The sequence below is a fragment of the Arthrobacter koreensis genome, assembly GCF_035792275.1.
Taxonomy (GTDB): domain Bacteria; phylum Actinomycetota; class Actinomycetes; order Actinomycetales; family Micrococcaceae; genus Arthrobacter_B; species Arthrobacter_B koreensis_A.
On record NZ_JAMWKK010000013.1, the window covers coordinates 1 to 21974 of the forward strand.

Sequence of the window (21974 nt, forward strand, 5' to 3'; positions counted from 1 at the left end):
CAGCAAAGCTCAACCGCAGACCCAGACCAACCCTGGACATGGACACCCCAGCCAACCGGCTGAACATGCTGCTGCAACCAGCAGCCTAACCCCCAGCGTTGCACCCACCACTTGACTTAGCCGGGCTGAAACGAGCCGTAACTGGCCTCTCGATGGAAGGCGGGCTAGAAGCCGAGGTCCGCCGGAGAGTTGAAGGGCCCCACCACAGTGATGGTCCGCGGCGCGGCAGCCAGTTCGGCGGCGAGCTCCTGGACCTGTTCAGCCGTGACGGCCCGGATCCGGGCCAGGGATTCCTCGATGTCCACGTATTCGCCGCGGACCAGTTCGGCGCTGCCCAGGCGGGACATCCGCGAACCGGTGTCCTCCATGCCCAGCACAAGTCCCCCGGAAATCTGCCCCAGTGCACGGGCCAGTTCACCGGGTTCGACGCCGTCGGCCGCCAGGCGTTCCAGCTCCGACTGCAGCAGGTCGATGACCTGCCGGGTCTTGGCCGGAGAGCAGCCTGCGTACATGCCGAAGTACCCGGCGTCGGTGTAGGACGCGGAGAAGGAGTAGGTCGAGTAGACCAGACCCCGCTTCTCGCGGATCTCCTGGAACAAGCGGGAGGACATGCCGCCGCCCAGGACGGTGTTCAGCACGCTCATGGCGAACCGGCGCCCGTCCGTGGCGGAAATCGAGGGGCAGCCCAGCACAATGTTTGCCTGCTCCACCGGACGGTTGATGACGTGCACGCCTCCGGTGCCGGTGATCTGCGCCGGGGTGGTGTCCCGGCGCGGAGCAGGCTCGGCTGCTTCGTCCAGTTCCCAGCCGGCACGCTTGAGTGCGTCCAGCACCAGGGAAACCACAATGTCGTGTTCAAGTCCCCCGGCGGCCGTGACCACCAGGGTCTCCGGGCGGTAGTGGCGCCGGTAATGCTCCAGCACGGCTTCGCGCGCAACAGCCCTGATCGCCTCCGGAGTGCCGCCGATCGGGCGGCCCAGCGGGTGGTCCCCCAGCACGGCTTCGGCGAACTTCTCGTGGCACAGGTCCGCCGGGTCGTCGGCATCCATCGCGATTTCCTCGAGGATGACGTCGCGTTCCTGTTCCAGTTCCTCGGCATCCAGCACGGCTGAGGTCACCATGTCCGCAATGACGTCAATGGCCATCGGCAGGTCGGTGTCCAGCACGCGGGCGTAGTAGCAGGTGGTTTCCTTCGCCGTGGCGGCGTTGGACTCCCCTCCCACTTCGTCGAACGCGGAGGCGATGTCCATGGCGCTGCGCCGGGACGTGCCCTTGAACAGCAGGTGTTCCAGGAAGTGGGTCGACCCGTGGCGGCCTTCGGCCTCGTCACGGCTGCCGACGCCAACCCAGAAGCCAATCGTGGCGCTGCGCTGGCCGGGCATGGACTCGGTGAGTACACGCACGCCGCCCGGCAGGACGGAACGGCGGACGACGGCGCCGGCCGGGTCTCCGATTTCAAGCGCCGGATCGCCCGCACGGGATGTCAGTGGAAATGGGACAACCGTCCCGGTGCGGGAAAAACCCGCGCCGGAACGGCTGTCTGCAATGTTTTCAGGCATCTACTCTGCTGTCTCAGCAGCCGCTTCGGCCTCGGCGTCGTCTTCAGCAACAACCGGCGAAAGCGACAGCTTGCCGCGGTCGTCAATCTTGGTGATTTCAACCTGGATCTTCTGGCCCACGGAAACAACGTCATCAACGTTGTCGACGCGCTTGCCGCCCGAGAGCTTGCGCAGCTCGGAGATGTGCAGCAGGCCGTCCTTGCCCGGGGTCAGGGAGATGAAGGCACCAAAGGTGGTGGTCTTCACGACAGTGCCCAGGTAACGCTCGCCCAGTTCGGGAACCATCGGGTTGGCGATCGCGTTGATCGCAGCCCGGGCAGCCTCGGCGGACGTGCCGTCCGTGGCGCCGATCAGGACCGTGCCGTCATCTTCGATGGAGATGTCAGCGCCGGTGTCTTCCTGGATCTGGTTGATCATCTTGCCCTTCGGGCCAATGACCTCGCCGATCTTGTCCACGGGGATCTTCACCGAGATGATCCGCGGAGCGAACTCGGAGAGCTCATCCGGGGTATCGATCGCGGCGTCCATGACACCGAGGATGTGCAGGCGTGCTTCGCGGGCCTGCTTCAGGGCTGCTGCCAGGACCGAGGCGGGGATGCCGTCGAGCTTGGTGTCCAGCTGGATGGCGGTGACGAACTCGGAAGTACCGGCCACCTTGAAGTCCATGTCGCCGAAGGCATCTTCGGCGCCGAGGATGTCGGTCAGGGCCGCGTAGCGGGTCTCGCCGTCAACCTGGTCGGAAACCAGGCCCATGGCGATGCCGGCAACCGGAGCCTTCAGCGGCACACCGGCGTTGAGCATGGACAGCGTCGAGGCGCAGACCGAACCCATGGAGGTGGAGCCGTTGGAGGACAGTGCCTCGGAGACCTGGCGGATGGCGTACGGGAACTCTTCACGCGAGGGCAGCACCGGCATGAGCGCACGCTCTGCCAGGGCGCCGTGGCCGATTTCGCGGCGCTTGGGCGAGCCCACGCGGCCGGTTTCACCGGTGGAGTACGGCGGGAAGTTGTAGTTGTGCATGTAGCGCTTGCGCGTTACCGGCGACAGCGAGTCGATCTGCTGTTCCATCTTGAGCATGTTCAGCGTGGTGACGCCCAGGATCTGGGTTTCGCCGCGCTCGAAGATGGCGGAGCCGTGCACGCGGGGCAGAACCTCAACCTCGGCGGTGAGCTGGCGGATGTCCGTCAGGCCGCGGCCGTCGATGCGGATCTGGTCCTTGAGGATGCGCTGGCGCACAACCTGCTTGGTCACCGAGCGGAAGGCTGCGGAAACTTCGTTCTCGCGGCCTTCGAAGCGCTCGGCCAGTTCAGCCTTGACTTCGTCCTTGAGAGCGTCGGAAGCGGCGTCGCGCTCCTGCTTGTCAGCGATGGTGAAGACCTGTGCCAGCTTGGCGGCGGCAGCGGCTTCAACGGCTTCGAAGACGTCGTCCTGGTAATCCAGGAACAGCGGGAATTCGACGGTCGGCTTGGCCGCGCGTGCAGCCAGGTCCGACTGGGCGTCGCAGAGAGCCTTGATGAACGGCTTGGCAGCCTCGAGGCCTTCAGCCACAACCTCTTCGGTCGGGGCGGTGGCGCCCTCTTCCTTGATGAGGTTCCAGGCGTTGTCGGTAGCTTCGGCTTCAACCATCATGATGGCGACGTCGTCACCGGCAATGCGGCCGGCAACCACCATGGAGAAGACTGCGCGCTCCAGTTCGGAGTGCTTCGGGAAGGCAACCCACTGGCCTTCAACGAGGGCAACGCGGACGCCGCCGATCGGGCCGGAGAAGGGCAGGCCGGAAAGCTGGGTGGACATGGAGGATGCGTTAATGGCAACCACGTCGTAGAGCACGTCCGGGTTGATCGCCATTACGGTGACGACAACCTGGACCTCGTTGCGCAGGCCCTTGACGAATGCCGGGCGCAGCGGGCGGTCCATCAGGCGGCAGGCCAGGATGGCTTCGGTGGACGGGCGGCCTTCACGGCGGAAGAACGAGCCCGGGATGCGGCCGGCAGCGTACATACGCTCCTCGACGTCCACGGTCAGCGGGAAGAAGTCGAAGCCTTCACGCGGGGACTTGCCGGCAGACGTGGCCGAGAGCAGTGCGGTGTCTTCGTCGATGTAGACCATCGCGGAGCCTGCGGCCTGGGCGGCCAGGCGGCCGGTCTCAAAGCGGATAACGCGCTTGCCGAAGCGGCCGTTGTCAATTACTGCTTCTGAGTACTGGATTTCGGGACCCTCCATAGAGAGTCACCTCCGTTTCTGTTTTTCGGAGGCACCCAGCATCGTCCCATGAGTCCCGCCGCCGGTTGGCGGATAAGGGACCCAACACCCGGTCTTCGATCGAGGTCCACGGGCATTTTCTCCCGGAGACCACTACCGAGGACCGCGAATGCTGCGATGCTGGCTGACTCCTGTACTTGTTTTTCTTTAGTGCTGTACTGCTTGTGGTACCGCTGGGGCAGGTGCGCTTCCGGCCCTTAGCCGGTGTCCATGTCTGCCGCTTGGGTACCCTGCGCTAAAGGGCGGCCCTGCGCAGATGCACAGGAACCGCCCTCAAAGCAGAACTAGCGGCGCAGGCCGAGACGCTCGATGAGCGCACGGTAACGCGTGATGTCGGTCTCGCGCAGGTAACCCAGCATGCGGCGACGGCGACCAACCAGGGCCATCAGGCCGCGGCGGGTGTGGTGGTCGTGCTTGTGGGTCTTCAGGTGTTCGGTCAGGTCGGAAATGCGACGGGACAGAACAGCAACCTGAACCTCGGGGGATCCGGTGTCACCTTCGGTGAGTGCGAATTCCTGAATGATCGCCTGCTTGACGGCGGGATCGAGTGCCAATGTAACTCCTACAGTTGTGCCGTGAGGCCCGAATCAGCACTTCGCTGCCGGGAACCCTGTGCCCCGTCCGCGCAAACGCGGCAGACACAAAGAAATTCAGCCGCCACGGACCGCAGCCGAATTTTGATCCAGTTTACCTGTCCGCGGTGCGTTCTGTCGAAAGGACTTCCCGGGTCCTCGCGACGTCCAGCCGCATCTGCTCGATAAGTGCTTCGGGTCCGGTGTACGCAACCATCCCCCGAAGCCGGTCCACGAATTCCACGCCGACACACTGTCCGTAGAGGTTGAAGTCCTCCACCGCTTCCCGCGGGCGGTCGATCACGTGCGCTTCCACCTGGCGGCTGACGCCGTCGAAGGTCGGGTTGGAGCCAACGGAGATGGCTGCAGGCCAGCGGGTGCCGGCTGAATCGACAAGCCAGCCGGCGTAGATTCCGTCTGCCGGGATGAGTCCCGTGGACTCCGGTGCGAGGTTCGCGGTGGGGAAGCCCAGCTCCCGTCCGCGTGCCGCCCCGTGCACCACGGTGCCCCGCATGCGGTGGGTACGGCCCAGCAGGCGAGCAGCAGTGCGCACGTCGCCGGCTGCCAGGGCTTCGCGGATCCAGGTTGAGGAGCAGCGGCGGCCGGGCGTGTCTCCGGGGCCTTCAGGAAGGGCATCCAGGTCATCAACGGCAACCACGTCGAACCCAAGTTCGGCACCGAGCTCGCGCATGGTGTCCAGGTCCCCGGTGTTTCCCCGGCCAAACCGGGCGTCGTGGCCGAGCACGACGGCAACTGCGTGCAGCCCGTCAGCGAGGAACGTGCGGACGAATTCCTCTGCGCTCAGGGAGGCGAGATCCAGGTCGTAGTGCAGCATGAGCAGCCCGTCGAGCCCCGTTTCAGCCAGTGCCTCGGTGCGGTCTGCGGGCCCCATGATGAGGACCGGAGCGCTTTCCGGGCGGTGCACGGCGGCGGGGTGGGGGTCAAAGGAGAGTGCGACGGCGGACGCACCGCGGTCCCGCGCGGTCTTCACCAGCTTCGAAAGCACGTGCTGGTGACCGAGGTGGACGCCGTCGAAGTTGCCGATTGTCACTACTGTCGGACCAAGGTCGGACGGCACCTCCGCAAGGTCTTTCCAGTAATACACCCGAGCTCCTTACCAGCGGACAGTCATCCATGATTCCCTCCGGCGTCCAGCACATGCTGCACGCGGAAGGCTTCATCCATTATGGCGGAAAAGCAGGGCCTGTTACGCACCCGCTCCTGCAGCCGCAGTCCCGCCGTCCGGTCCCTGGTGGATTTCGCGCCGCAGTTCGCTGGCCTTAACGATGAACCGGTGCCAGACCAGCAGGGCCGGCGGGAAGGCCAGCTCTAGGATCATCAGGATGATCAGGGTGAAATGCGGGGTTCCGGAGAAGGCCCAGGACAGCACCCGCCCAATACCGCCCAGGAAGACCATCAGGCACACGAGCCAGAGCATGTTTGCCCACTGGAACTTGATGGCGATTGCGACGAACGCGGCTCCCACGCCCACCATCATGGCCGAGAAGAACCGGAACTGGCTTTCCAGCGAAGCGTTGACCGCTCCCCCGCTGGTTTCCGCTACCCCGGCGGTGCCGGTGATCAGATAGTAAATTCCGATCGCGGCGATCACGACGCCGACCCCTACGACAACTGCCCGGAAGACACCCCAGTCGTCGGTGTTCTTCCAGGATCCGCGCGCGGCCTGCGGTTCGGTTTTTCCTTCGCGGACGCGGAGCCTGCCGCCCCTGCGCTCAGCCTTCTTTCCGCCCTCTGAACCGGTGGCTGTTCCGGTGTCCGGGCCGGCGGCGCCGGGAGCCGCTGACGGGCGGGCCGGCGGGCGCGGCATGCCGGCGGCACCCCCGGCGTTCTTTTCCGGCCCCGGTGTTGGAATTGTCATGGTCCTGCCCCCTGCTGGGTTTGGCGGCGCACCGCTTACGGCGCAGTTTTCCACATCGTCTCACGGCCGGCAGCTGACAAGAACCCCGGCGCGGCTAGGCGTGTTTGGCGCTCCGGTGCTTATAGAGCCACCACAGGCCGATGATCGGAAGAATCAGCGGCACAAACCCGTAGCCCATGCCGAAGCCGGACCACACGGTGTCATCCGGGAGCGCAGCCGGGTCCAGGAGACCGAACAGTCCCACGAACAGGACGCCGAACATCTCAATGCTCACGGCCGCCACGGAGACCTTGTAGGACGTCTCCCCCGAGCGGGCCAGGGAAACAGTTGCCACGATGTAGACGACGGCGGCGAAGGCGGACAGCAGGTAGGCCACAGGTGCCTGGTCGAACTTGGTGGCGATCTGGAAGGCGGCACGTGCCGTTGCAGCGAGTGCGAAAACACCGTAGACCGCGACGATGAGCCGTCCCGGACCGGCGTTGCGTGCCGTTGAAGCGGCGGCGGCCTCGGGGCGGGGCTTGATCAGTTTCTTCATCCCAGCTGCACTCCATCCCAAATCTGTTCCATCCGGAACAACATAACGAACACGGTAATACCGACGGCACCCAGCACCAGGTTGCTCCACCTTGACCGGTCCATCAGGGACCACCAGACGGCGCCGATCGGAATCACGGCTGCCGTGAAGAGATAGCCCCAGAACTCCCAGGCGGGACCGTTGAGGGTTTCGCCTCCGGTCTGGCGGATGACTGCGGCCACGGCGTAGACGATAAGGAAGAGCTCGACGGCAGCGGCGGAAAGGATCGTGAGATCGTTCGGTCCGTGGCGCAGCACGGCTGCGCTGACGCACAGCACGGTTGAGACCAGGCAGACAATCGTCCCGACAATGAACAGAGGGTCGATGACCACTTAGGACCTTTCGTTTCCAGGGGCAAAGACGAGGAGCGCCTTTGCAGTGTCGGCCTTGTCCGCGAGCAGGCCGATCAGCTCACCGTCCGGGGCAAAAGCCGCAACAGGTACCGGCTCCCCGTCCTGCGGGGGCATCCCGGAAGCCGCGATGCGGCGGCCGTGGGAGAGATCCGCTGCCTCTTCCTCGCTGAGTTCGCGGACCGGGAAAAGTGCGCGCGCGGCATCGTTCAGGTCCAGGAGGCGGAGGTCCTCGGCCAGCTGCTCCAGCGTGGACGCCTGGTCTTCGCTGTAGGGGCCCACCGATGTCCGGCGCAGGGCAGTGAGATGGCCTCCGACGCCGAGTGCGGCACCGAGGTCGCGGGCAAGGGCACGGATGTAGGTTCCGGAGGAGCACTGCACGGTGACGTCCACGTCGCGCAGCTTGCCGCCGTGCTCACGGCGGATGCCGTGGATCTCGAAACGGGACACGGTTACCGGCCGGGCCGGGAGATTCACCTCACCGCCGGCGCGCACCCGCGCATAGGAGCGTTCGCCGGCCACCTTGATGGCGCTGACGCTGCTGGGAACCTGCAGGATGTCACCTGTAAGGGCCGCTACGGCATCCCGGATCTCTTCGTCCGTGACCGCCGCGGCAATGGTCTCGGCAGTGATTTCGCCCTCGGCGTCGTCCGTGATGGTGGACTGGCCCAGCCGGATGGTGGCCTCGTATGTCTTGGACGTCCCCACAATGTAGGTCAGCAGGCGGGTGGCCTTGTTGATCCCCACCACCAGCACGCCTGTTGCCATGGGATCAAGAGTTCCGGCGTGGCCGACTTTCCTGGTCCCGGCGAGCCTGCGCAGGCGGCCCACCACGTCGTGGCTGGTCCATCCCTGCGGTTTGTCCACAATAATCAGTCCTGATCGGACCTGCCCGGAATTCACGCCTTTCAGTATATGCGCGGCGCCGGTGCTCATTCTCCGGCGCCCTTCACACCGTTCATGCTCCGGCCCGGCCTGCGGGGCCGCGGGCCGCCCCGGCTGTAGCATGCGGATATGCCCCAGCTCTCCGCCCATGTGCGTTCCGTCGACCCCAACCAGATCCGCGAAATAACGCAGGCAGCCTGGGCAACACCGAATGCGGTAGTGCTCAGCATCGGAGAACCGGGGTTCCCAACGCCCGTGCACGTGCTGCAGGCCGCCCAGGAAACCCTGGCCCGGGATGAGACCGGTTACACCCCGAATGCAGGCATCGCTCCGCTTCGGACCGCATTCGCCGAACGGGTTTCTGCGCAGACCGGCCGGGAGATTGACCCGTCCCGGGTGTTCGTGACGTCAGGGGCCCAGCAGGGGCTGCACCTGGCCATGAGCATGCTCCTGGATGCCGGAGACGAAATCCTCATCCCCAATCCCGGCTACCCCACCTTCGCCATGACGGCACGGCTGTTGCACGCGGTACCGGTTGAATACCCGCTCCATCCTGCCAACGGATTCCAGCCGCGGATCGAAGATATTGAGGCGAGGATCACCCCGCGCACCCGGGTACTGCTGCTCAATTCACCGTCGAACCCGCTGGGAGCCGTGTTTAGCCCGGAACTGACCCGTGAGCTGGTGGAGCTGGCTCGGCGCAGGGGCCTCTGGATCCTCTCCGACGAATGCTACGAGGCGTTTACCTACGACGTTCCGCACGTCTCCCCGCTGGCCTTCGACGGCGGCGAAGACCTGGTCATCGCGTCTTACACACTGTCCAAGACCTACGGCCTGACCGGACTGCGCGTGGGGGCACTGGTGACACCCGCCGGACTGGAAACACAGCTGAGCACGGTGATGGAATCCATCGTCTCCTGCGTTGCGTCGCCTTCCCAGTACGCTGCGCTGGCGGCGCTGACCGGGCCGCAGGACTACGTGCAGGCAGCGGCCGCGCATTACCGCGGCAACCGGGATGCGGCGTCGGCCGTCCTGGACGCCAAGGGCATTCCCTACCTCGCGGCGCAGGGGGCCTTCTACCTGTGGGCGGATCTTTCGCACGTATCCGGCGGTGATATCCGGGCCTGGACACGGCAGTTCCTGGCGGAGGACGGCGTAGCAGTGGCACCGGGAACCGCGTTCGGTTCCATCGGCGAGGGATGGGTCCGCATTGCCCTCTGCGGCGGGCGGGATGAACTGGTCACCGGAGTTTCCCGGCTGCCCGGCGTCAGCTAAGGCACCTGCGGTCCCCCGGCGTTAAGGAAGGAGCGGCACCCCGGTGCGGGGTGCCGCTCCTTGTGCTAAGCCTGTTCGCGCAGGACTAGCTGCGTGCGTCGGAGTCTTCTGCCGGTGCGTCCTGCAGGTCCTCTTCGTCGTCGTCATCGTCCCTGCGGTAGGGATCGGCGTCGCCGGCGTAGGCGGCTCCCTGCTTCAGCGCCGCGAGTTCCTCGTCGCGCTTCTTGGCTTCCCGGATGAGTTCTTCCAGGTGGCTGGCGTTCACCGGAATCTCGTCAGCAACGAATTCGAGGGTCGGGGTGAGCCGGACAGTGATGTTCTTGCCCACCTCCGAACGCAGGATTCCGCGCGCGGATTCGAGCGCAGCCTTCGTGTCGGCCTGCTGGGCTTCGTCTCCGAAGACGGTGTAGTACACGGTGGCGTGCTGCAGGTCATTGGTAACGCGGGCATCGGTGATGGTCACGAATCCCAGCCGGGGATCCTTGATCCGCCGCTCGAGCGCCTGGGCAACTACCACCTTGATGCGGTCAGCGAGTTTCGCAGCGCGTGCTGGATCTGCCATTACCTCTCCTTAGATAAAAATTTGGGTCGCACCGGGGGCGGCCGCAAAGGGCCGCCGCCGTGCGCTGAAGTGCCTCGGGCCGGCAGGGACTGCGCTGCCGGCCGGGGCGGAGCGGGCCGGAGGCCCGCAAGGCAGGGGCCGCCGTTGCCGGCGGCCCCTGGCCGGGGTATTAGACCCGCGGCTTCTCGCGCATCTCGAAGGTCTCGATGATGTCGCCTTCCTTGACGTCGTTGAACGAGCCCAGGCCGATACCACACTCGAAGTCCGTGCGGACTTCGGTGGCGTCGTCCTTGAACCGCTTGAGCGAGTCAACGGTGAGGTTCTCGCCAATGACCTTGCCGTCGCGGGTGACCCGTGCCTTGGCGTTGCGGCGGATGACACCGGAGCGGACGATCGAGCCGGCAATGTTGCCGAACTTGGAGGAACGGAAGACTTCGCGGACCTCGGCGGTGCCGAGCTGAACTTCCTCGTACTCCGGCTTGAGCATGCCCTTGAGGGCCAGCTCAATGTCATCAATTGCTGCGTAGATGACGGAGTAGAAGCGCATGTCCACGCCTTCGCGCTCGGCCAGGTCGGCCACACGCTCTGCAGGCTTGACGTTGAAGCCGATGATGATCGCGTTGTCCACGGTCGCCAGGTTGACGTCGTTCTGCGTGATGGCACCGACGCCGCGGTGGATAACGCGCAGCTGCACGCCGTCCCCAACGTCGATCTTGAGCAGCGAGTCTTCCAGGGCTTCAACGGCACCGGAAACGTCACCCTTGAGGATGAGGTTAAGGGTGTCGACCTTGCCGTCAGCGACAGCCTGGTCGAAGTCCTCGAGGCTGATGCGCTTGCGGCGCTTCGCCAGGGCGGCGTTGCGGTCCGCAGCTTCGCGCTTCTCGGCGATCTGGCGGGCGGTACGCTCGTCGTCGGTCACGAAGAAGGTGTCACCGGCACGCGGGACGTTAGACAGGCCGAGGACCTGGACCGGACGCGACGGTCCGGCTTCGGTTACGGCGTCGCCGTTCTCGTCGAACATGGCGCGAACGCGGCCGTGGGCGGTGCCCGCCACGATCGTGTCGCCCACGCGCAGCGTACCCGACTGGACCAGGACGGTCGCGACGGCGCCGCGGCCCTTGTCCAGGTTCGCTTCGATGGCAATGCCTCGAGCGTCCTTGTCCGGGTTGGCACGCATGTCCAGGGCAGCGTCTGCGGTGAGCAGCACGGCCTCGAGCAGGGCGTCGATGTTCAGGTTCTGGCGAGCCGAGACCTCAACGAACATGGTGTCGCCACCGTATTCTTCCGGAACCAGGCCGTACTCGGTCAGCTGGCCGCGGACCTTCTCCGGGTTGGCGCCTTCCTTGTCGATCTTGTTCACGGCAACCACGATCGGCACGTTTGCTGCCTGTGCATGGTTGAGGGCTTCAACGGTCTGCGGCATAACGCCGTCGTCCGCTGCCACAACCAGGACAGCAATGTCGGTGACCTTCGCACCACGGGCACGCATGGCGGTGAACGCCTCGTGGCCCGGGGTATCGATGAAGGTGATGGCCCGCTCAGTGCCTTCGTGTTCGAAGGCGATCTGGTAGGCACCGATGTGCTGGGTAATGCCGCCGGCTTCGCCTTCAACAACCTTGGTGTTGCGGATGGCGTCGAGCAGGCGGGTCTTACCGTGGTCAACGTGGCCCATGACGGTGACTACCGGAGGACGTGCCTCAAGCTCGTCGTCGCCTTCGGCTTCCAGCTCGGCTTCGAAGTCGATGTCGAAGCTGGAGAGCAGTTCGCGCTCTTCGTCTTCCGGTGAGACAACCTGGATCTTGTAGCCCAGTTCTTCGCCGAGTACGCCGAACGTCTCTTCGTCCAGGGACTGGGTGGCAGTTGCCATTTCACCGAGGTGGAACAGCACGGTGACCAGTGCTGCCGGGTTTGCCTCGATCTTGTCAGCGAAGTCCGTGATGGACGCGCCGCGGCGGAGCCGGACAACGGTGTTGCCGTCGCCGCGGGGTACCGAAACGCCGCCCAGCGACGGAGCTGACATCTGCTCCAGTTCCTGCCGCTTTGCCCGCTTCGACTTACGCTGCTTGCCGCGTCCTGCGCCGCCCTTGCCGAAAGCGCCGGCAGTGCCGCCGCGTCCGCGGCCGCCCTTGCCGAAGCCGCCGCCAACGGGACCGCCGCCGGTGCCCGGAGCTCCGCCGGGTCCGCGGCGGGGTCCGCCTGCGCCCGGACGTGCCGGGGCTGCGGGCCGCTCAGTGCGGTTGGGCATCATGCCCGGAGTGGGACGGTTTCCGGAAGCGCCGCCGGGGCGCGGCGCGCCGGGACGGGGAGCACCCGGACGCGGTGCACCCGGACGGGGTGCGCCGGGACGGGGGCCGCCTGCGCCGGCTGCCGGACGGGGTCCTGCTGCGCCGGGGGTACCGGTGCGCTCGGACTCGTCGCGGCGCTGGCCGGGACGGGGCATGCCCTGGGAAGTAGCAAACGGGTTGTTGCCCGGACGGGGACCGCCCTGGCCACGCTCTCCCTCACCGCGGCCGCGGGGACGGGGCATGCCCTGGGAAGTAGCGAAGGGGTTGTTGCCGGGGCGCGGACCGGAAGCTCCGGGACGCGGTGCACCCGGACGGGGTGCTGAGGAGGAATCAGCCGGTGCTGCCGGAGCGGCGGGCTTGTCCTCGGTCTTGGCAGCCGGGGCGGGTGCCGGGGCTGCGGGCTTGCTCTCAGCCTTCGGTGCCGGTGCCGGAGCCGCAGGTGCGGCCGGGGCGGGAGCGGCCGGTGCCGGAGCAGCAGGCTTCTCCGCGGCAGGTGCCGGAGCTTCTGCGGCAGCCTTGGCTGCGGGAGCTGCCGGCGCCGGGGCTGCCGGGCGGGGAGCAGAGGTTTCCGGCTTTGCTGCCGGCTTGGACGCCGCGTCGGGGAATGCCCCGCGCAGCTTCTTGACTACGGGCGCTTCAATGGTTGAAGACGCCGACCGGACGAATTCGCCCAGTTCCTGCAGTTTTGCGACTGCGTCCTTCGAGGTAATGCCGAGCTCTTTGGCGAGCTCGTGTACGCGGACCTTGGCCACATTTCTCCTGTCTCGGTCCGCACCGAGCCAGGCACGAACCGTCTATTTGCTGCGGGCTTCCGCTGCGGATGCAGCAGGGCCCATCACAGAGCACAACAAAGTACTCATCGCTGGGTACTCATCGGGTTTCCATCAGATTTCTGACCCGCTTTCAGGTTGGACGGTTTCGAGGGGGTTCCGAGTGGGACCCGCCTCTTGAGCTTCGAACCACTGCTGGACGGCCGAGGGATCAGCCTGCGCCCGGAAGGCGCGGCCAAAAGCCCGGCGTTTCACAGCTGTTGCGAGGCATGCTGTCTCGGGGTGCAACCAGGCGCCCCGGCCAGACATACGGCGGCTCTCATCTACAAGGACGGCGTTGCTGCCATCTTCTGAATCCAGCGCCAGCCGCATCAGTGCAGCCTGGTCATCCTTCTTCCTGCAGCCAATGCATGTCCGCTGTGGAACATGCGCCGATCCTGCCGCAGGCCGCACCGATTCCACGGGCTCCTGCGGTTGCTGGAAGGCGGACGGTGACCCGGCCATGTACATTCTACCGCGTTTCTATTCTCTTGCCTTCATCCCGCCCGCCGGGCAGGGATGCTAGGCGGACTTTGCGTCGGAAACGATGTCGATCCGCCAGCCCGTGAGCTTTGCGGCGAGGCGGGCGTTCTGCCCTTCCTTGCCGATCGCCAGGGAGAGCTGGTAATCCGGCACCACGACCCGTGCGGAACGGGTATCCGGGTCAGTGATGGTCACCGAGTTTACCCGAGACGGCGACAGCGCGTTGGCGATGAACGTTGCGGGGTCTTCGCTGAAGTCCACAATGTCGATCTTCTCGTCATGCAGTTCGGTCATTACGGCACGCACGCGCGAGCCCATTTCACCGATGCAGGCCCCCTTGGCGTTGATGCCGGGAACGTTCGCCTTCACCGCGATCTTCGTCCGGTGGCCGGCCTCACGCGCGAGGGCAACGATTTCAACCGAGCCGTCTGCGATTTCCGGAACTTCCAGTTCGAAGAGCTTCCGGACCAGGCCCGGGTGGGAGCGGGAAAGCGTGATGGACGGGCCCTTGAAACCGCGGCGGACGTCGACGACGAAGGCACGGACGCGTGATCCGTGCAGGTACTTCTCCCCCGGCACCTGTTCGGTGGGCGGCAGCAGTGCTTCCACCGACCCGAGGTTCACCTGGATCATGTGCGGGTTGTTGCCCTGCTGGATCTGGCCGGACACGAGCTCGCCTTCACGGCCCTTGAACTCGCCCAGGATGTTGTCGTCTTCAACATCGCGCAGGCGCTGCAGAATGATCTGCCGGGCAGTGCTGGCCGCAATGCGCCCGAAGCCTGCCGGAGTGTCGTCGAACTCGCCCACGGCCTCGCCGTCGTCGTCGAGCTCCGTGGCCCAGATGGTCACGTGGCCGCTCTTGCGGTCCAGTTCAGCCCGCGCCTTTTCCTGGGACCCGGTTGTCTTGTGGTAGGCAACAAGCAGGGCCTGCTCGATCGTGGGGATCAGCTTGTCCAGCGGAATCTCGCGTTCCGCTTCCAGCAGCCTCAGCGCACTCATATCAATATCCATTTAGGCCTCCTCGGCTGTGCTGTTCATTCCGTCGGCGTCCTCGCCAGCCGGTTCGTCCTCAAGGTGGGCGAATTCGATTTCGACCCGTCCCTTGGCAATCTGGTCAAACGCCAGGTGCAACTTCTCGCCCTGTTTGGGTTTCATTCCCTTTTTGACCGCCAGCTCGGGAACCAGCGTGATGCCGGAGCCGTCCACCTCGAGCAGGCGTCCGGTCACGGCATCGCCGCGCACCGGGACAACGCTGACCATCCGGCCGGTGTTGCGGCGCCAGTGCCTGGGCTCCGTGAGCGGGCGGGAGACGCCGGGTGAGGAGACTTCCAGGCTGTAGGGACGGCCGTCATCCTGCGGGTCCTGGTCCATGGCATCGGAAAGGACGCGGGAAACGTCCGCAATCCGGTCAAGGCTCACGCCGCCGCTTTCCGTCTCCGGAAGGTCCACGATCACGTGGATGGTCCGGTGGGCGCCGGCAATCCTGATTTCGATGTCCTCGAGGAAGAGGTTCTCACCGGCAACTGTGGGAGCCAGGTAGTCCTTCAGCCGCTGCGTCTCTGCGGCCACCTCGGCGCGCTGTGCGTTCTTGCGGTAGTTAGACGACGTGTCTTTTTTAGGGCTGGGGCGACCCGCCATTACTGCCTCCCACTAGATGTTGTTGTAGCTCCTAGACTACCGACTTTTCCCGGGGCCCCGGGTCACCGCCGCAGGTGAGGGCCCGTTCGTGGCATGATCGAGTGTTGTGGAGAAGCCCCCGAACGCCCCGCAGCGGCCCGCTGCACGCCCTTCCCGGGCTGCCGCTGCAGCCGGCTTCCTGCGGCGTACCCTCGCTTTGGGGCTTCTGGCCTGCGTGATCGCCTCGCTGGGCCTCACCGCAGGTTCCGGGGTTGAACCCGAACGGCCCAGGACCTTTACCGAACAGGCGCTGAATGAGGCGTTCGCCACTTCCCGCCTGCTTGCAGCGGAAGCCGAGTCCCTTGCGGCTTCCGCGGACGCGGGGGCAGCCGCTGCACTGCTTTCCACGGCGGAGACCCTGAACCGGCAGGCCCTGATGCTGACGTCCCCCGGGGGCGCCGCAGCCCTGCAGAAGGCACCCGGTGTCCAGGGCCGCCCCTACGCCCGGGCCCTGCTTGAATCCGCACGGAAGAACCTGGCTGCTGCCGGCCGCGCCGACTATGGTGCCGCCCGCCTGCTGGCCGCCACCGGAGCGGGACAGGTACTCCTTGCCGAGCGTGCCGCTGCGGCGCTCGGAGAGGATCCCCTGCCGCTGCAGGAATCCGGCTGGACTCCCGTGCTGGATGACTCGGAGCAGCCCAGGTGCACCACCGGGGACCGCGCCGTGCTGCGGGACCGGCCCGGCGCCGCCGAGTCACTGCAAGCCGCAGTCAATGCCGAGTACGGCGCCGCCTACGGCTATGAAGTGGCGCAGGCCCAGGCCGGCAGGACCTTCACCGTGCTGGGGCAGCCGGCCAGTGAACGCCGCAGCGCACACCTGGAAGCGGGCCGCGATGGCGCTGAGCTGCTGCCGGTCCTGTGCCTGCCGGAGATCACCCCGCTCCCGGCCTGGTCACTGGACGCCCGGTTCCTGGCAGATCCCGTCTCCTCGCTCGAAGAGCTTGAAGAGACCATGCCGGCGCTCTACGCCGACCTCGCTGGAAGCAGCGACGGCGCTGTACGGTCCTGGGCGATTGACCGCCTGGTAGCCAGTGCGCGGCTGCTGTACTCCTCCGCCGAGATCCCGCCCGCTCCGGGGCTGGACGCTGAGCCCGCTTCCCTTCCCTGGGCTGCCGGATAACGGCTCACCACCAACCGCCTGGAGCTGTGGCCGGGCCTGCACGGCCCGGCGCTGGCATGACTCGGTGCAGGCACCCTAGGCTGGGTTGGTGGCCAAAACAGGTGCCCTTTCAGGTCGGCGCCCGCCCGGCCGCGGACCCCGGCCAGCAGGAGGCACCCTTTATGGCATCCGCCGTCGTAGTACCCGAAGCCCTGCGCCAGCGCTACCGCCGCTCGCGCGAAGACCGGGACTGGGTCGAAAGCCTCCCGGACCTGGTGGACTCAGCATTCGATGCCTTTGGACTCGCACCGGATGATTCCACCGCCGGCAGCTGGCACGGCCACGGCGCCCTGGTGGTTCCTGTCCTGGCGAACGTCGGCACCCCAGCAGTCCTGAAGCTGCCGTTCCCCCATCCCGAGGCGGCAGCTGAGGCGCCCGCGCTGCAGGTCTGGGCCGGGCGGGGCGCGGTCCGGCTGCTGGACAGGGACCCCGCCGGCGGGGCGCTGCTGCTCGAACGGCTGGACCCGGAGAAATCACTGCTTGAGGTTCCCGTGGCCGAGGCAGTACGGGTTTGGGGCGGAATCATCCGCCGGCTGGGCATCCCCGAATCGGACGAACCGGAGTGGGCCGGCATCCCCTCCGCTGCCGAAAGAGCCGAGCAGCTCTCAGATGAGCTGCCCGCCGACTGGGAGGCGCTGGGGCAGCCGTTTGAACGCTGGCTCCTTGAAGCAGCGCTGGCTGTCAGCCAGACCCGCGGGATCGTGGGCCGCCGCAGCAGCCAGGACGTGCTGGTACACGCGGACCTGCACTACGGGAACATCCTTGCCCGTCCCGGCAGCGGTTACGCGGCGATTGATCCGCAGGCGGTCTGCGGAGAGGCTGAATACGCAGTGGCGCCCATGCTCTGGAACCGCCTGCAGGACCTGGATCCCGCCGCGCCGGAACACGCCCTGAAACAGCGGCTGCTGGATCTCTGCGAGGCCGGCGGACTGGAACCGGAGGCAGCGGCCGAGTGGAGCATCCTGCGTGAAGTCGCCAACGCGCTGGAATACCTCCGCGACGGTATGCACGGTGACGCCCGGCGCTCGGTATGGGTGGCCTCGGCACTGGCAGGGCGGGCCCATCCCGGCCTTCCGCCCGTCGGCGAGCTGCCTGCGGCGTAGCCGGCTGCCCCTAGCCCTGGAAGTTCTCCATCCAGACGTCGGTGCCCAGCTTGATGATCAGCGCACCGACCACCACCAGGAAGACGATCCGGATGAACCTGCTGCCCTGTTTCACGGCCATGCGGGCACCGATATAGCCGCCGGTCATGTTGGCCAGCCCCAGGACCAGGCCCAGGCCCCAGAGCAGTGACCCGTGCGGGAGGAAGAAGGCCAGGGCGCCGATGTTGGTTGCCATGTTCACGATCTTCGCCTTGGCACTGGCAGCCAGGAAGTTATATCCCAGCAGCGTCACCATGGCGATGATCAGGAAGGACCCGGTGCCGGGGCCGATGAGTCCGTCATAAAAGCCGATCACGGCTCCGATGGCGCCGGCGGTGACGTAGTGCCGGTTCCCGGTGTGCCGGAGCCTGGTCAGCTCCCCCACCGTCGGCTTGGTGGCCGTGAAAACGGCGACAACGATCAGTGCCACGACGATGATGGGCTTGAAGACCGAAGCCGGCAGGGACGCCGCCAGCACCGCTCCCCCGAAGCTCCCGGCCAGGGCCACCCCGGCCATGGGCAGCGCCGTTTTCAGGTCGGGGTGGGCACGCCGGTAGTAGGTGACGGCGCTGGTGGTGGTCCCGAAGACGGACCCCATCTTGTTCGTTGCCAGCGCCTCGACGGGCGTGATGCCGGGAACCAGCAGCAGGGCCGGCAGCTGGAGCAGTCCGCCGCCGCCCACGACGGCGTCGACCCAGCCTGCGGCAAGGCCCGCCACCACCACGAGGGCGATGGTGGCGAGCGTTATGTCCTCAAGCCCCGAGACCACCTAAGGGCTCAGGCCCGGGCAGCGCGGAGCACGTACTCCACAGCCTCGGCTACCGGAACGTTTTCTGCCTCGCCGGTGGCGCGGTCCTTGATTTCGACGACGCCGTCAGCCAGGCCGCGGCCGACCACCAGGATGGTGGGAACGCCGATCAGTTCGGCATCGCCGAACTTTACGCCCGGGGAAACCTTGGGACGGTCATCGTAGATGACCTCCAGTCCGGCCGCTTCGAGGTCCTCGGAGAGCTTGGCTGCCGCTTCGAAGATCTCGTCGCCGCGGCCGGTGGCCACTACGTGGACGTCGGCCGGCGCGACGGCGCGCGGCCAGATGATGCCCTTGTCATCGCGGTTGGACTCGGCCAGCGCCGCGACGGCGCGGGTAACGCCTACGCCGTAGGAGCCCATGGTGACGGTTGCGAGCTTGCCGTTCTTGTCCAGGACCTTAAGGCCCAGTGCTTCGGCGTACTTGCGGCCAAGCTGGAAGATGTGGCCCATTTCGATGCCGCGGGCTGCCTCCAGGGGACCGGATCCGTCCGGAGCCTCGTCACCTTCACGGACCTCGACGGCTTCAATGACGCCGTCCCAGCCGAAGTCGCGCTCGGCAACCAGGCCAATCACGTGCTTGCCCGGCTGGTTGGCTCCGGTGATCCAGGCAGTTCCGGCAACCACGCGGGGGTCCACAAGGTAGAGCAGGCCGGTGGCAGACTCCGTGCCCAGGACGGCTTCTTCCGTGGTCAGGCCCGGGCCGATGTAGCCCTTGACCAGGCCCGGGTGCTTCTTGAGGTCCTCATCCGATGCGGCTTCAACGCCGAGTTCACCGGACATTTCAAGGTGCGGGCCGATGTTGGCTTCGATGCGCTTGAGGTCCACGGCGCGGTCGCCGGGAACACCGACGACGACGATCTGCCGCTCTCCGGTGGGCAGGCTCACGGCGAGCACCACGTTCTTGAGCGTGTCCGCGGCGGTCCATTCGCCGTAGTCCTTCGGGAAGCGGGCGTTGACGTCCGCTACCAGGGTGTCGATGGTCGGGGTATCCGGGGTGTCCACGACCCGTGCAGCCGGAGCGTTGGTGTAGTCAACCGGTTCCGGTGCGACCGTGGTAACGGCCTCGACGTTGGCTGCGTAGCCGCCGGCCGAACGGACGTAGGTGTCCTCGCCGACGGGGGTCGGGTGCAGGAATTCCTCGCTCTTGGACCCGCCCATGGCGCCGGAGACAGCGGAGACCACAACGACGTCGAGCCCCAGGCGCTCGAAGATGCGCAGGTAGGCACCGCGGTGCGCCTGGTAGCTGGCCTCGAGGCCTTCGTCGTCGATGTCGAAGGAGTAGGAGTCCTTCATGATGAACTCGCGGCCGCGGAGCAGGCCGGCACGCGGGCGGGCTTCGTCGCGGTACTTGTTCTGGATCTGGAACAGCGAGACCGGCAGGTCCTTGTAGGAGCTGTAGAGGTCCTTGACCAGGAGGGTGAACATTTCCTCATGGGTCGGCGCCAGCAGGTAGTCCGCGCCCTTGCGGTCCTGGAGGCGGAAGAGGTTCTCGCCGTACTCGGTCCAGCGGTTGGAAGCTTCGTACGGCTCGCGCGGCAGCAGGGCCGGGAAGTGGACTTCCTGGGCACCGATGGCTGCCATTTCCTCGCGGATGATGGTCTCCACCTTGCCGAGCACGCGCAGGCCCAGCGGCAGCCACGAGTAGATGCCGGGTGCGGCACGGCGGATGTAGCCGGCACGCACCAGCAGGCGGTGGCTGGCGACGTCGGCGTCTGCCGGGTCTTCGCGCAGGGTGCGCAGGAAAAGGGTGGAAAGTCGAAGGACCACGCGTCGAATCCGTTTCTGCAGCCGCAGGCTGCACGCTAAGTAAGAAGTTCTCCCTACTAATCTAGCCCCTGGCGCACGCTGCGCCGGACACGGCAGCCGCGTGGCGGGACGGGCTGGGGTTACAGGGAACCGGCCTCAAGTTCAGCCAGGACGGCATCGATGAGCAGACTGGCTTCCCCCGCAGCCAGGCGGGCATCCCCGGGCGCCGGAATCGAGGCCACCAGGCGCACGTTCCCGGTGCGTGCGCTGACCACCACGAGCTGTGTTGAGCCCGCAGGTGAGGTGACGACGGTATCCAGCGCCAGGGTTTCCTCAGCAGTGGAGGACACATCCAGCCGGGTGTTGGTCACCGTCACGGTGGTCCCGTCCCGGGACATCTGTACCTCCGCGCAGTCTGCCAGGACCGACTCGTCAATGAAGTCCAGTGTGTCCAGGACCGAACTGCCGGCGTACGCCGCGACGTTCAGGACGCTGGCGGCTTCCGCTTCCGCACCGTAGGCCAGACCGGCCAGCGCAGCGTCCTGCACGGCCGCAACCGAATCGGTGGCGGCGATCTGTGCGCAGGCAGCCGGTTCAAAGGCCACCTCAGGGCCGATTGACCCCGCGTCGGGAAGCACCGCGCGGAGAGTTTCCTCGCTGAGCACCTCCCCGTCCAGACCAAGGGACCGGTTCGCCGCCGTGACGGCGGCTTCCAGCTCGGCGGCGCTGAAGGCGGGCCCGGCGTTTTCCGGCGTTCCTTCCGTGGCCGGGGAACTCCCGGTGCTGCGGTCGGAGCCGGGGGCCGCTCCCGATCCGGCTGGGCTGCCGTTGTCGGTTTCCGGTCCGGTCGGCAGCGGGGCTTCGGCAGTGACAGCGGGCGCGGGATCGGCGGGCACCGTAACGGACGGGGCGCTCCGGCCGCCTCCGGGCGAGCCCGTGCAGGCCGTCAGCAGCAGGGCTGCGGCGAGCAGGCAGGACGCGCGGCTGATTCGTCTCATGGTCGTCCCAGCCTAAGGCGCACCCGCGGGGAGCGTAAGGCTGCCGTCCTGCCGGGGTTGGTGCGCCGGGTGATCAGCGAACCCGGGTCAGAAGAGGATCGTGGCGAAGGTGCCCACCTGCCGGAAGCCCACCGATTCGTAGGTGGCCCGGGCAGGGGCGTTGTAGGAGTTCACGTAGAGGCTGGTGAGCGGCGCCAGTTCCCGGGCGAACTGGACCACGGCGGACATATAGGCCGCGCTCAGGCCGCGTCCGCGGTACGCAGGGTTCATCCAGACTCCCTGCACCTGCACGGCCCTGCTGGAGACCGTGCCCAGCTCAGCCTTGAAGATCACCTGTCCGGCGGCGTCGAACTCCACCAGCGAGTGGCCGTTCTGGATCAGTGAGAGAACCCGCTGGCGGTAGTGCCGGCTGCCGCCGGCCACCGGGGAGTAACCGACTTCTTCCTCGAACATCGCCGTGCACGCCGGGAGCAGCCGGTCCAGGTCCGAGGGCCGGGCCCGGCGCAGACCCGGTGCCGGCGTTACCGGCGAAGGGCCGTCGATCTCAAGCAGCGGCTGGTCGCTGCGTACGTCGAAGGGGCGCGGCGAGGTGTGCTGCAGCTGGGACCAGAGGGAAAGCACTGCCTCGGCGGGACCGAACAGGGAAGAGAAACGCCGTCCGGTACTGGCCAGGTAGGCGCCGATTTCCGGGCCGTTTTCGGCGGTGACGCCGGTTGGCACAACGTTGACACCCGCCCAGCAGGCGGCGGTGAGCTTACCGTCGTCGAACACTCCCAGCACCTGGCCGCCGGACACTGTGGGAGCAGCGGTCCCGGTGGTTTCCAGGTGCGAGAGCAGGAAAGTATTCGCCACCGGATCGGCGGCGGCAAGTTCGGTGAGGGCCGCGGTATCGGCCGCACCAAGGATGCGCAGCGTTCCTGTCGCGTTCCCGCTGCGCATCGTCTCCG

General features: G+C 66.6%; 20 protein-coding genes. 3 read left to right on the top strand and 17 right to left on the bottom strand.

Annotated features, from left to right (window positions below):
- Positions 1 to 164 precede the first annotated feature (164 nt).
- The 8 genes from NGB94_RS12770 to truB all read right to left on the bottom strand — a co-directional run bounded on the left by NGB94_RS12770 (position 165) and on the right by truB (position 8132).
- Positions 165 to 1559 (bottom strand): pitrilysin family protein, encoded by a 1395-nt coding sequence (locus tag NGB94_RS12770; protein WP_325791039.1) that lies wholly within the window; start codon positions 1557 to 1559, stop codon positions 165 to 167.
- The gene (locus NGB94_RS12775; protein WP_325791040.1) at positions 1560 to 3782 is read right to left on the bottom strand and encodes a polyribonucleotide nucleotidyltransferase; all 2223 of its coding nucleotides are present in this window, start codon (positions 3780 to 3782) and stop codon (positions 1560 to 1562) included.
- Between the two features lie 323 nt (positions 3783 to 4105).
- Positions 4106 to 4375, bottom strand: a complete 270-nt coding sequence (gene rpsO / locus NGB94_RS12780; protein ID WP_194781779.1) for a 30S ribosomal protein S15 — start codon at positions 4373 to 4375, stop codon at positions 4106 to 4108.
- Positions 4376 to 4508: 133 nt separating this feature from the next.
- Complete coding sequence (locus NGB94_RS12785) at positions 4509 to 5498, bottom strand: bifunctional riboflavin kinase/FAD synthetase (protein ID WP_325791041.1); 990 nt, start codon at positions 5496 to 5498, stop codon at positions 4509 to 4511.
- 102 nt (positions 5499 to 5600) lie between these two features.
- A complete protein-coding gene (locus NGB94_RS12790) occupies positions 5601 to 6272 on the bottom strand; it encodes a DUF4345 domain-containing protein (protein ID WP_325791042.1) in 672 nt (223 codons plus the stop codon).
- 94 nt (positions 6273 to 6366) lie between these two features.
- A complete protein-coding gene (locus NGB94_RS12795; protein WP_325791043.1) occupies positions 6367 to 6807 on the bottom strand; it encodes a hypothetical protein in 441 nt (146 codons plus the stop codon).
- Entirely contained in the window at positions 6804 to 7178 is a 375-nt protein-coding gene (locus tag NGB94_RS12800; protein ID WP_325791044.1) for a hypothetical protein, read from the bottom strand. Before NGB94_RS12800 ends, NGB94_RS12795 begins: the two co-directional genes overlap by 4 nt.
- Positions 7179 to 8132: a tRNA pseudouridine(55) synthase TruB gene (gene truB, locus NGB94_RS12805; protein ID WP_418910652.1), complete on the bottom strand. Its 954-nt coding sequence runs from the start codon at positions 8130 to 8132 to the stop codon at positions 7179 to 7181.
- Between the two features lie 78 nt (positions 8133 to 8210).
- Here truB and NGB94_RS12810 point away from each other — a divergent pair, with 78 nt between their 5' ends.
- Positions 8211 to 9356: a pyridoxal phosphate-dependent aminotransferase gene (locus tag NGB94_RS12810; RefSeq protein WP_325791047.1), complete on the top strand. Its 1146-nt coding sequence runs from the start codon at positions 8211 to 8213 to the stop codon at positions 9354 to 9356.
- A gap of 85 nt (positions 9357 to 9441) precedes the next feature.
- Here the strand turns inward: NGB94_RS12810 and rbfA are convergent, their stop codons facing one another.
- The 5 genes from rbfA to rimP form a co-directional block, all read right to left on the bottom strand.
- Positions 9442 to 9918: a 30S ribosome-binding factor RbfA gene (gene rbfA / locus NGB94_RS12815; protein ID WP_325791048.1), complete on the bottom strand. Its 477-nt coding sequence runs from the start codon at positions 9916 to 9918 to the stop codon at positions 9442 to 9444.
- Between the two features lie 169 nt (positions 9919 to 10087).
- Entirely contained in the window at positions 10088 to 12955 is a 2868-nt protein-coding gene (gene infB, locus NGB94_RS12820; protein ID WP_325791049.1) for a translation initiation factor IF-2, read from the bottom strand.
- 132 nt (positions 12956 to 13087) lie between these two features.
- Positions 13088 to 13483: a YlxR family protein gene (locus tag NGB94_RS12825; RefSeq protein ID WP_325791050.1), complete on the bottom strand. Its 396-nt coding sequence runs from the start codon at positions 13481 to 13483 to the stop codon at positions 13088 to 13090.
- Positions 13484 to 13534: 51 nt separating this feature from the next.
- Entirely contained in the window at positions 13535 to 14506 is a 972-nt protein-coding gene (nusA, locus tag NGB94_RS12830) for a transcription termination factor NusA (RefSeq protein WP_325791051.1), read from the bottom strand.
- Complete coding sequence (gene rimP / locus NGB94_RS12835; protein WP_325791052.1) at positions 14507 to 15133, bottom strand: ribosome maturation factor RimP; 627 nt, start codon at positions 15131 to 15133, stop codon at positions 14507 to 14509.
- A gap of 106 nt (positions 15134 to 15239) precedes the next feature.
- Between rimP and NGB94_RS12840 the strand changes: the two genes are divergently transcribed.
- A complete protein-coding gene (locus NGB94_RS12840) occupies positions 15240 to 16292 on the top strand; it encodes a DUF4439 domain-containing protein (protein WP_325791053.1) in 1053 nt (350 codons plus the stop codon).
- A gap of 101 nt (positions 16293 to 16393) precedes the next feature.
- Positions 16394 to 17434 carry an aminoglycoside phosphotransferase family protein gene (locus NGB94_RS12845; protein WP_325791054.1) on the top strand — a complete coding sequence of 347 codons (1041 nt, stop codon included), beginning with the start codon at positions 16394 to 16396 and terminating at the stop codon, positions 17432 to 17434.
- A 10-nt stretch (positions 17435 to 17444) separates the two neighbouring features.
- Here the strand turns inward: NGB94_RS12845 and NGB94_RS12850 are convergent, their stop codons facing one another.
- From NGB94_RS12850 to NGB94_RS12865, 4 genes are all read right to left on the bottom strand, one after another.
- The gene (locus tag NGB94_RS12850; protein WP_325791055.1) at positions 17445 to 18242 is read right to left on the bottom strand and encodes a sulfite exporter TauE/SafE family protein; all 798 of its coding nucleotides are present in this window, start codon (positions 18240 to 18242) and stop codon (positions 17445 to 17447) included.
- Positions 18243 to 18250: 8 nt separating this feature from the next.
- Entirely contained in the window at positions 18251 to 20050 is a 1800-nt protein-coding gene (locus NGB94_RS12855; protein WP_325791056.1) for a proline--tRNA ligase, read from the bottom strand.
- Between the two features lie 119 nt (positions 20051 to 20169).
- The gene (locus NGB94_RS12860) at positions 20170 to 21027 is read right to left on the bottom strand and encodes a hypothetical protein (RefSeq protein ID WP_325791057.1); all 858 of its coding nucleotides are present in this window, start codon (positions 21025 to 21027) and stop codon (positions 20170 to 20172) included.
- Between the two features lie 87 nt (positions 21028 to 21114).
- Positions 21115 to 21966 (bottom strand): GNAT family N-acetyltransferase, encoded by an 852-nt coding sequence (locus NGB94_RS12865; protein ID WP_325791058.1) that lies wholly within the window; start codon positions 21964 to 21966, stop codon positions 21115 to 21117.
- Between the last annotated feature and the right edge of the window lie 8 nt (positions 21967 to 21974).

Excerpts from the sequence above, each read along its gene's own strand:
- rbfA (WP_325791048.1), bottom strand. The coding sequence starts at position 9,918 with ATGGCAGATCCAGCACGCGCTGCGAAACTCGCTGACCGCATCAAGGTG.
- nusA (WP_325791051.1), bottom strand. The coding sequence starts at position 14,506 with ATGGATATTGATATGAGTGCGCTGAGGCTGCTGGAAGCGGAACGCGAG.
- NGB94_RS12790 (WP_325791042.1), bottom strand. The coding sequence starts at position 6,272 with ATGACAATTCCAACACCGGGGCCGGAAAAGAACGCCGGGGGTGCCGCC.
- NGB94_RS12770 (WP_325791039.1), bottom strand. The coding sequence starts at position 1,559 with ATGCCTGAAAACATTGCAGACAGCCGTTCCGGCGCGGGTTTTTCCCGC.
- NGB94_RS12860 (WP_325791057.1), bottom strand. The coding sequence starts at position 21,027 with ATGAGACGAATCAGCCGCGCGTCCTGCCTGCTCGCCGCAGCCCTGCTG.
- NGB94_RS12795 (WP_325791043.1), bottom strand. The coding sequence starts at position 6,807 with ATGAAGAAACTGATCAAGCCCCGCCCCGAGGCCGCCGCCGCTTCAACG.
- NGB94_RS12825 (WP_325791050.1), bottom strand. The coding sequence starts at position 13,483 with ATGTACATGGCCGGGTCACCGTCCGCCTTCCAGCAACCGCAGGAGCCC.
- NGB94_RS12865 (WP_325791058.1), bottom strand. The coding sequence starts at position 21,966 with ATGCGCAGCGGGAACGCGACAGGAACGCTGCGCATCCTTGGTGCGGCC.
- truB (WP_418910652.1), bottom strand. The coding sequence starts at position 8,132 with ATGAGCACCGGCGCCGCGCATATACTGAAAGGCGTGAATTCCGGGCAG.
- NGB94_RS12775 (WP_325791040.1), bottom strand. The coding sequence starts at position 3,782 with ATGGAGGGTCCCGAAATCCAGTACTCAGAAGCAGTAATTGACAACGGC.
- rimP (WP_325791052.1), bottom strand. The coding sequence starts at position 15,133 with ATGGCGGGTCGCCCCAGCCCTAAAAAAGACACGTCGTCTAACTACCGC.
- NGB94_RS12810 (WP_325791047.1), top strand. The coding sequence starts at position 8,211 with ATGCCCCAGCTCTCCGCCCATGTGCGTTCCGTCGACCCCAACCAGATC.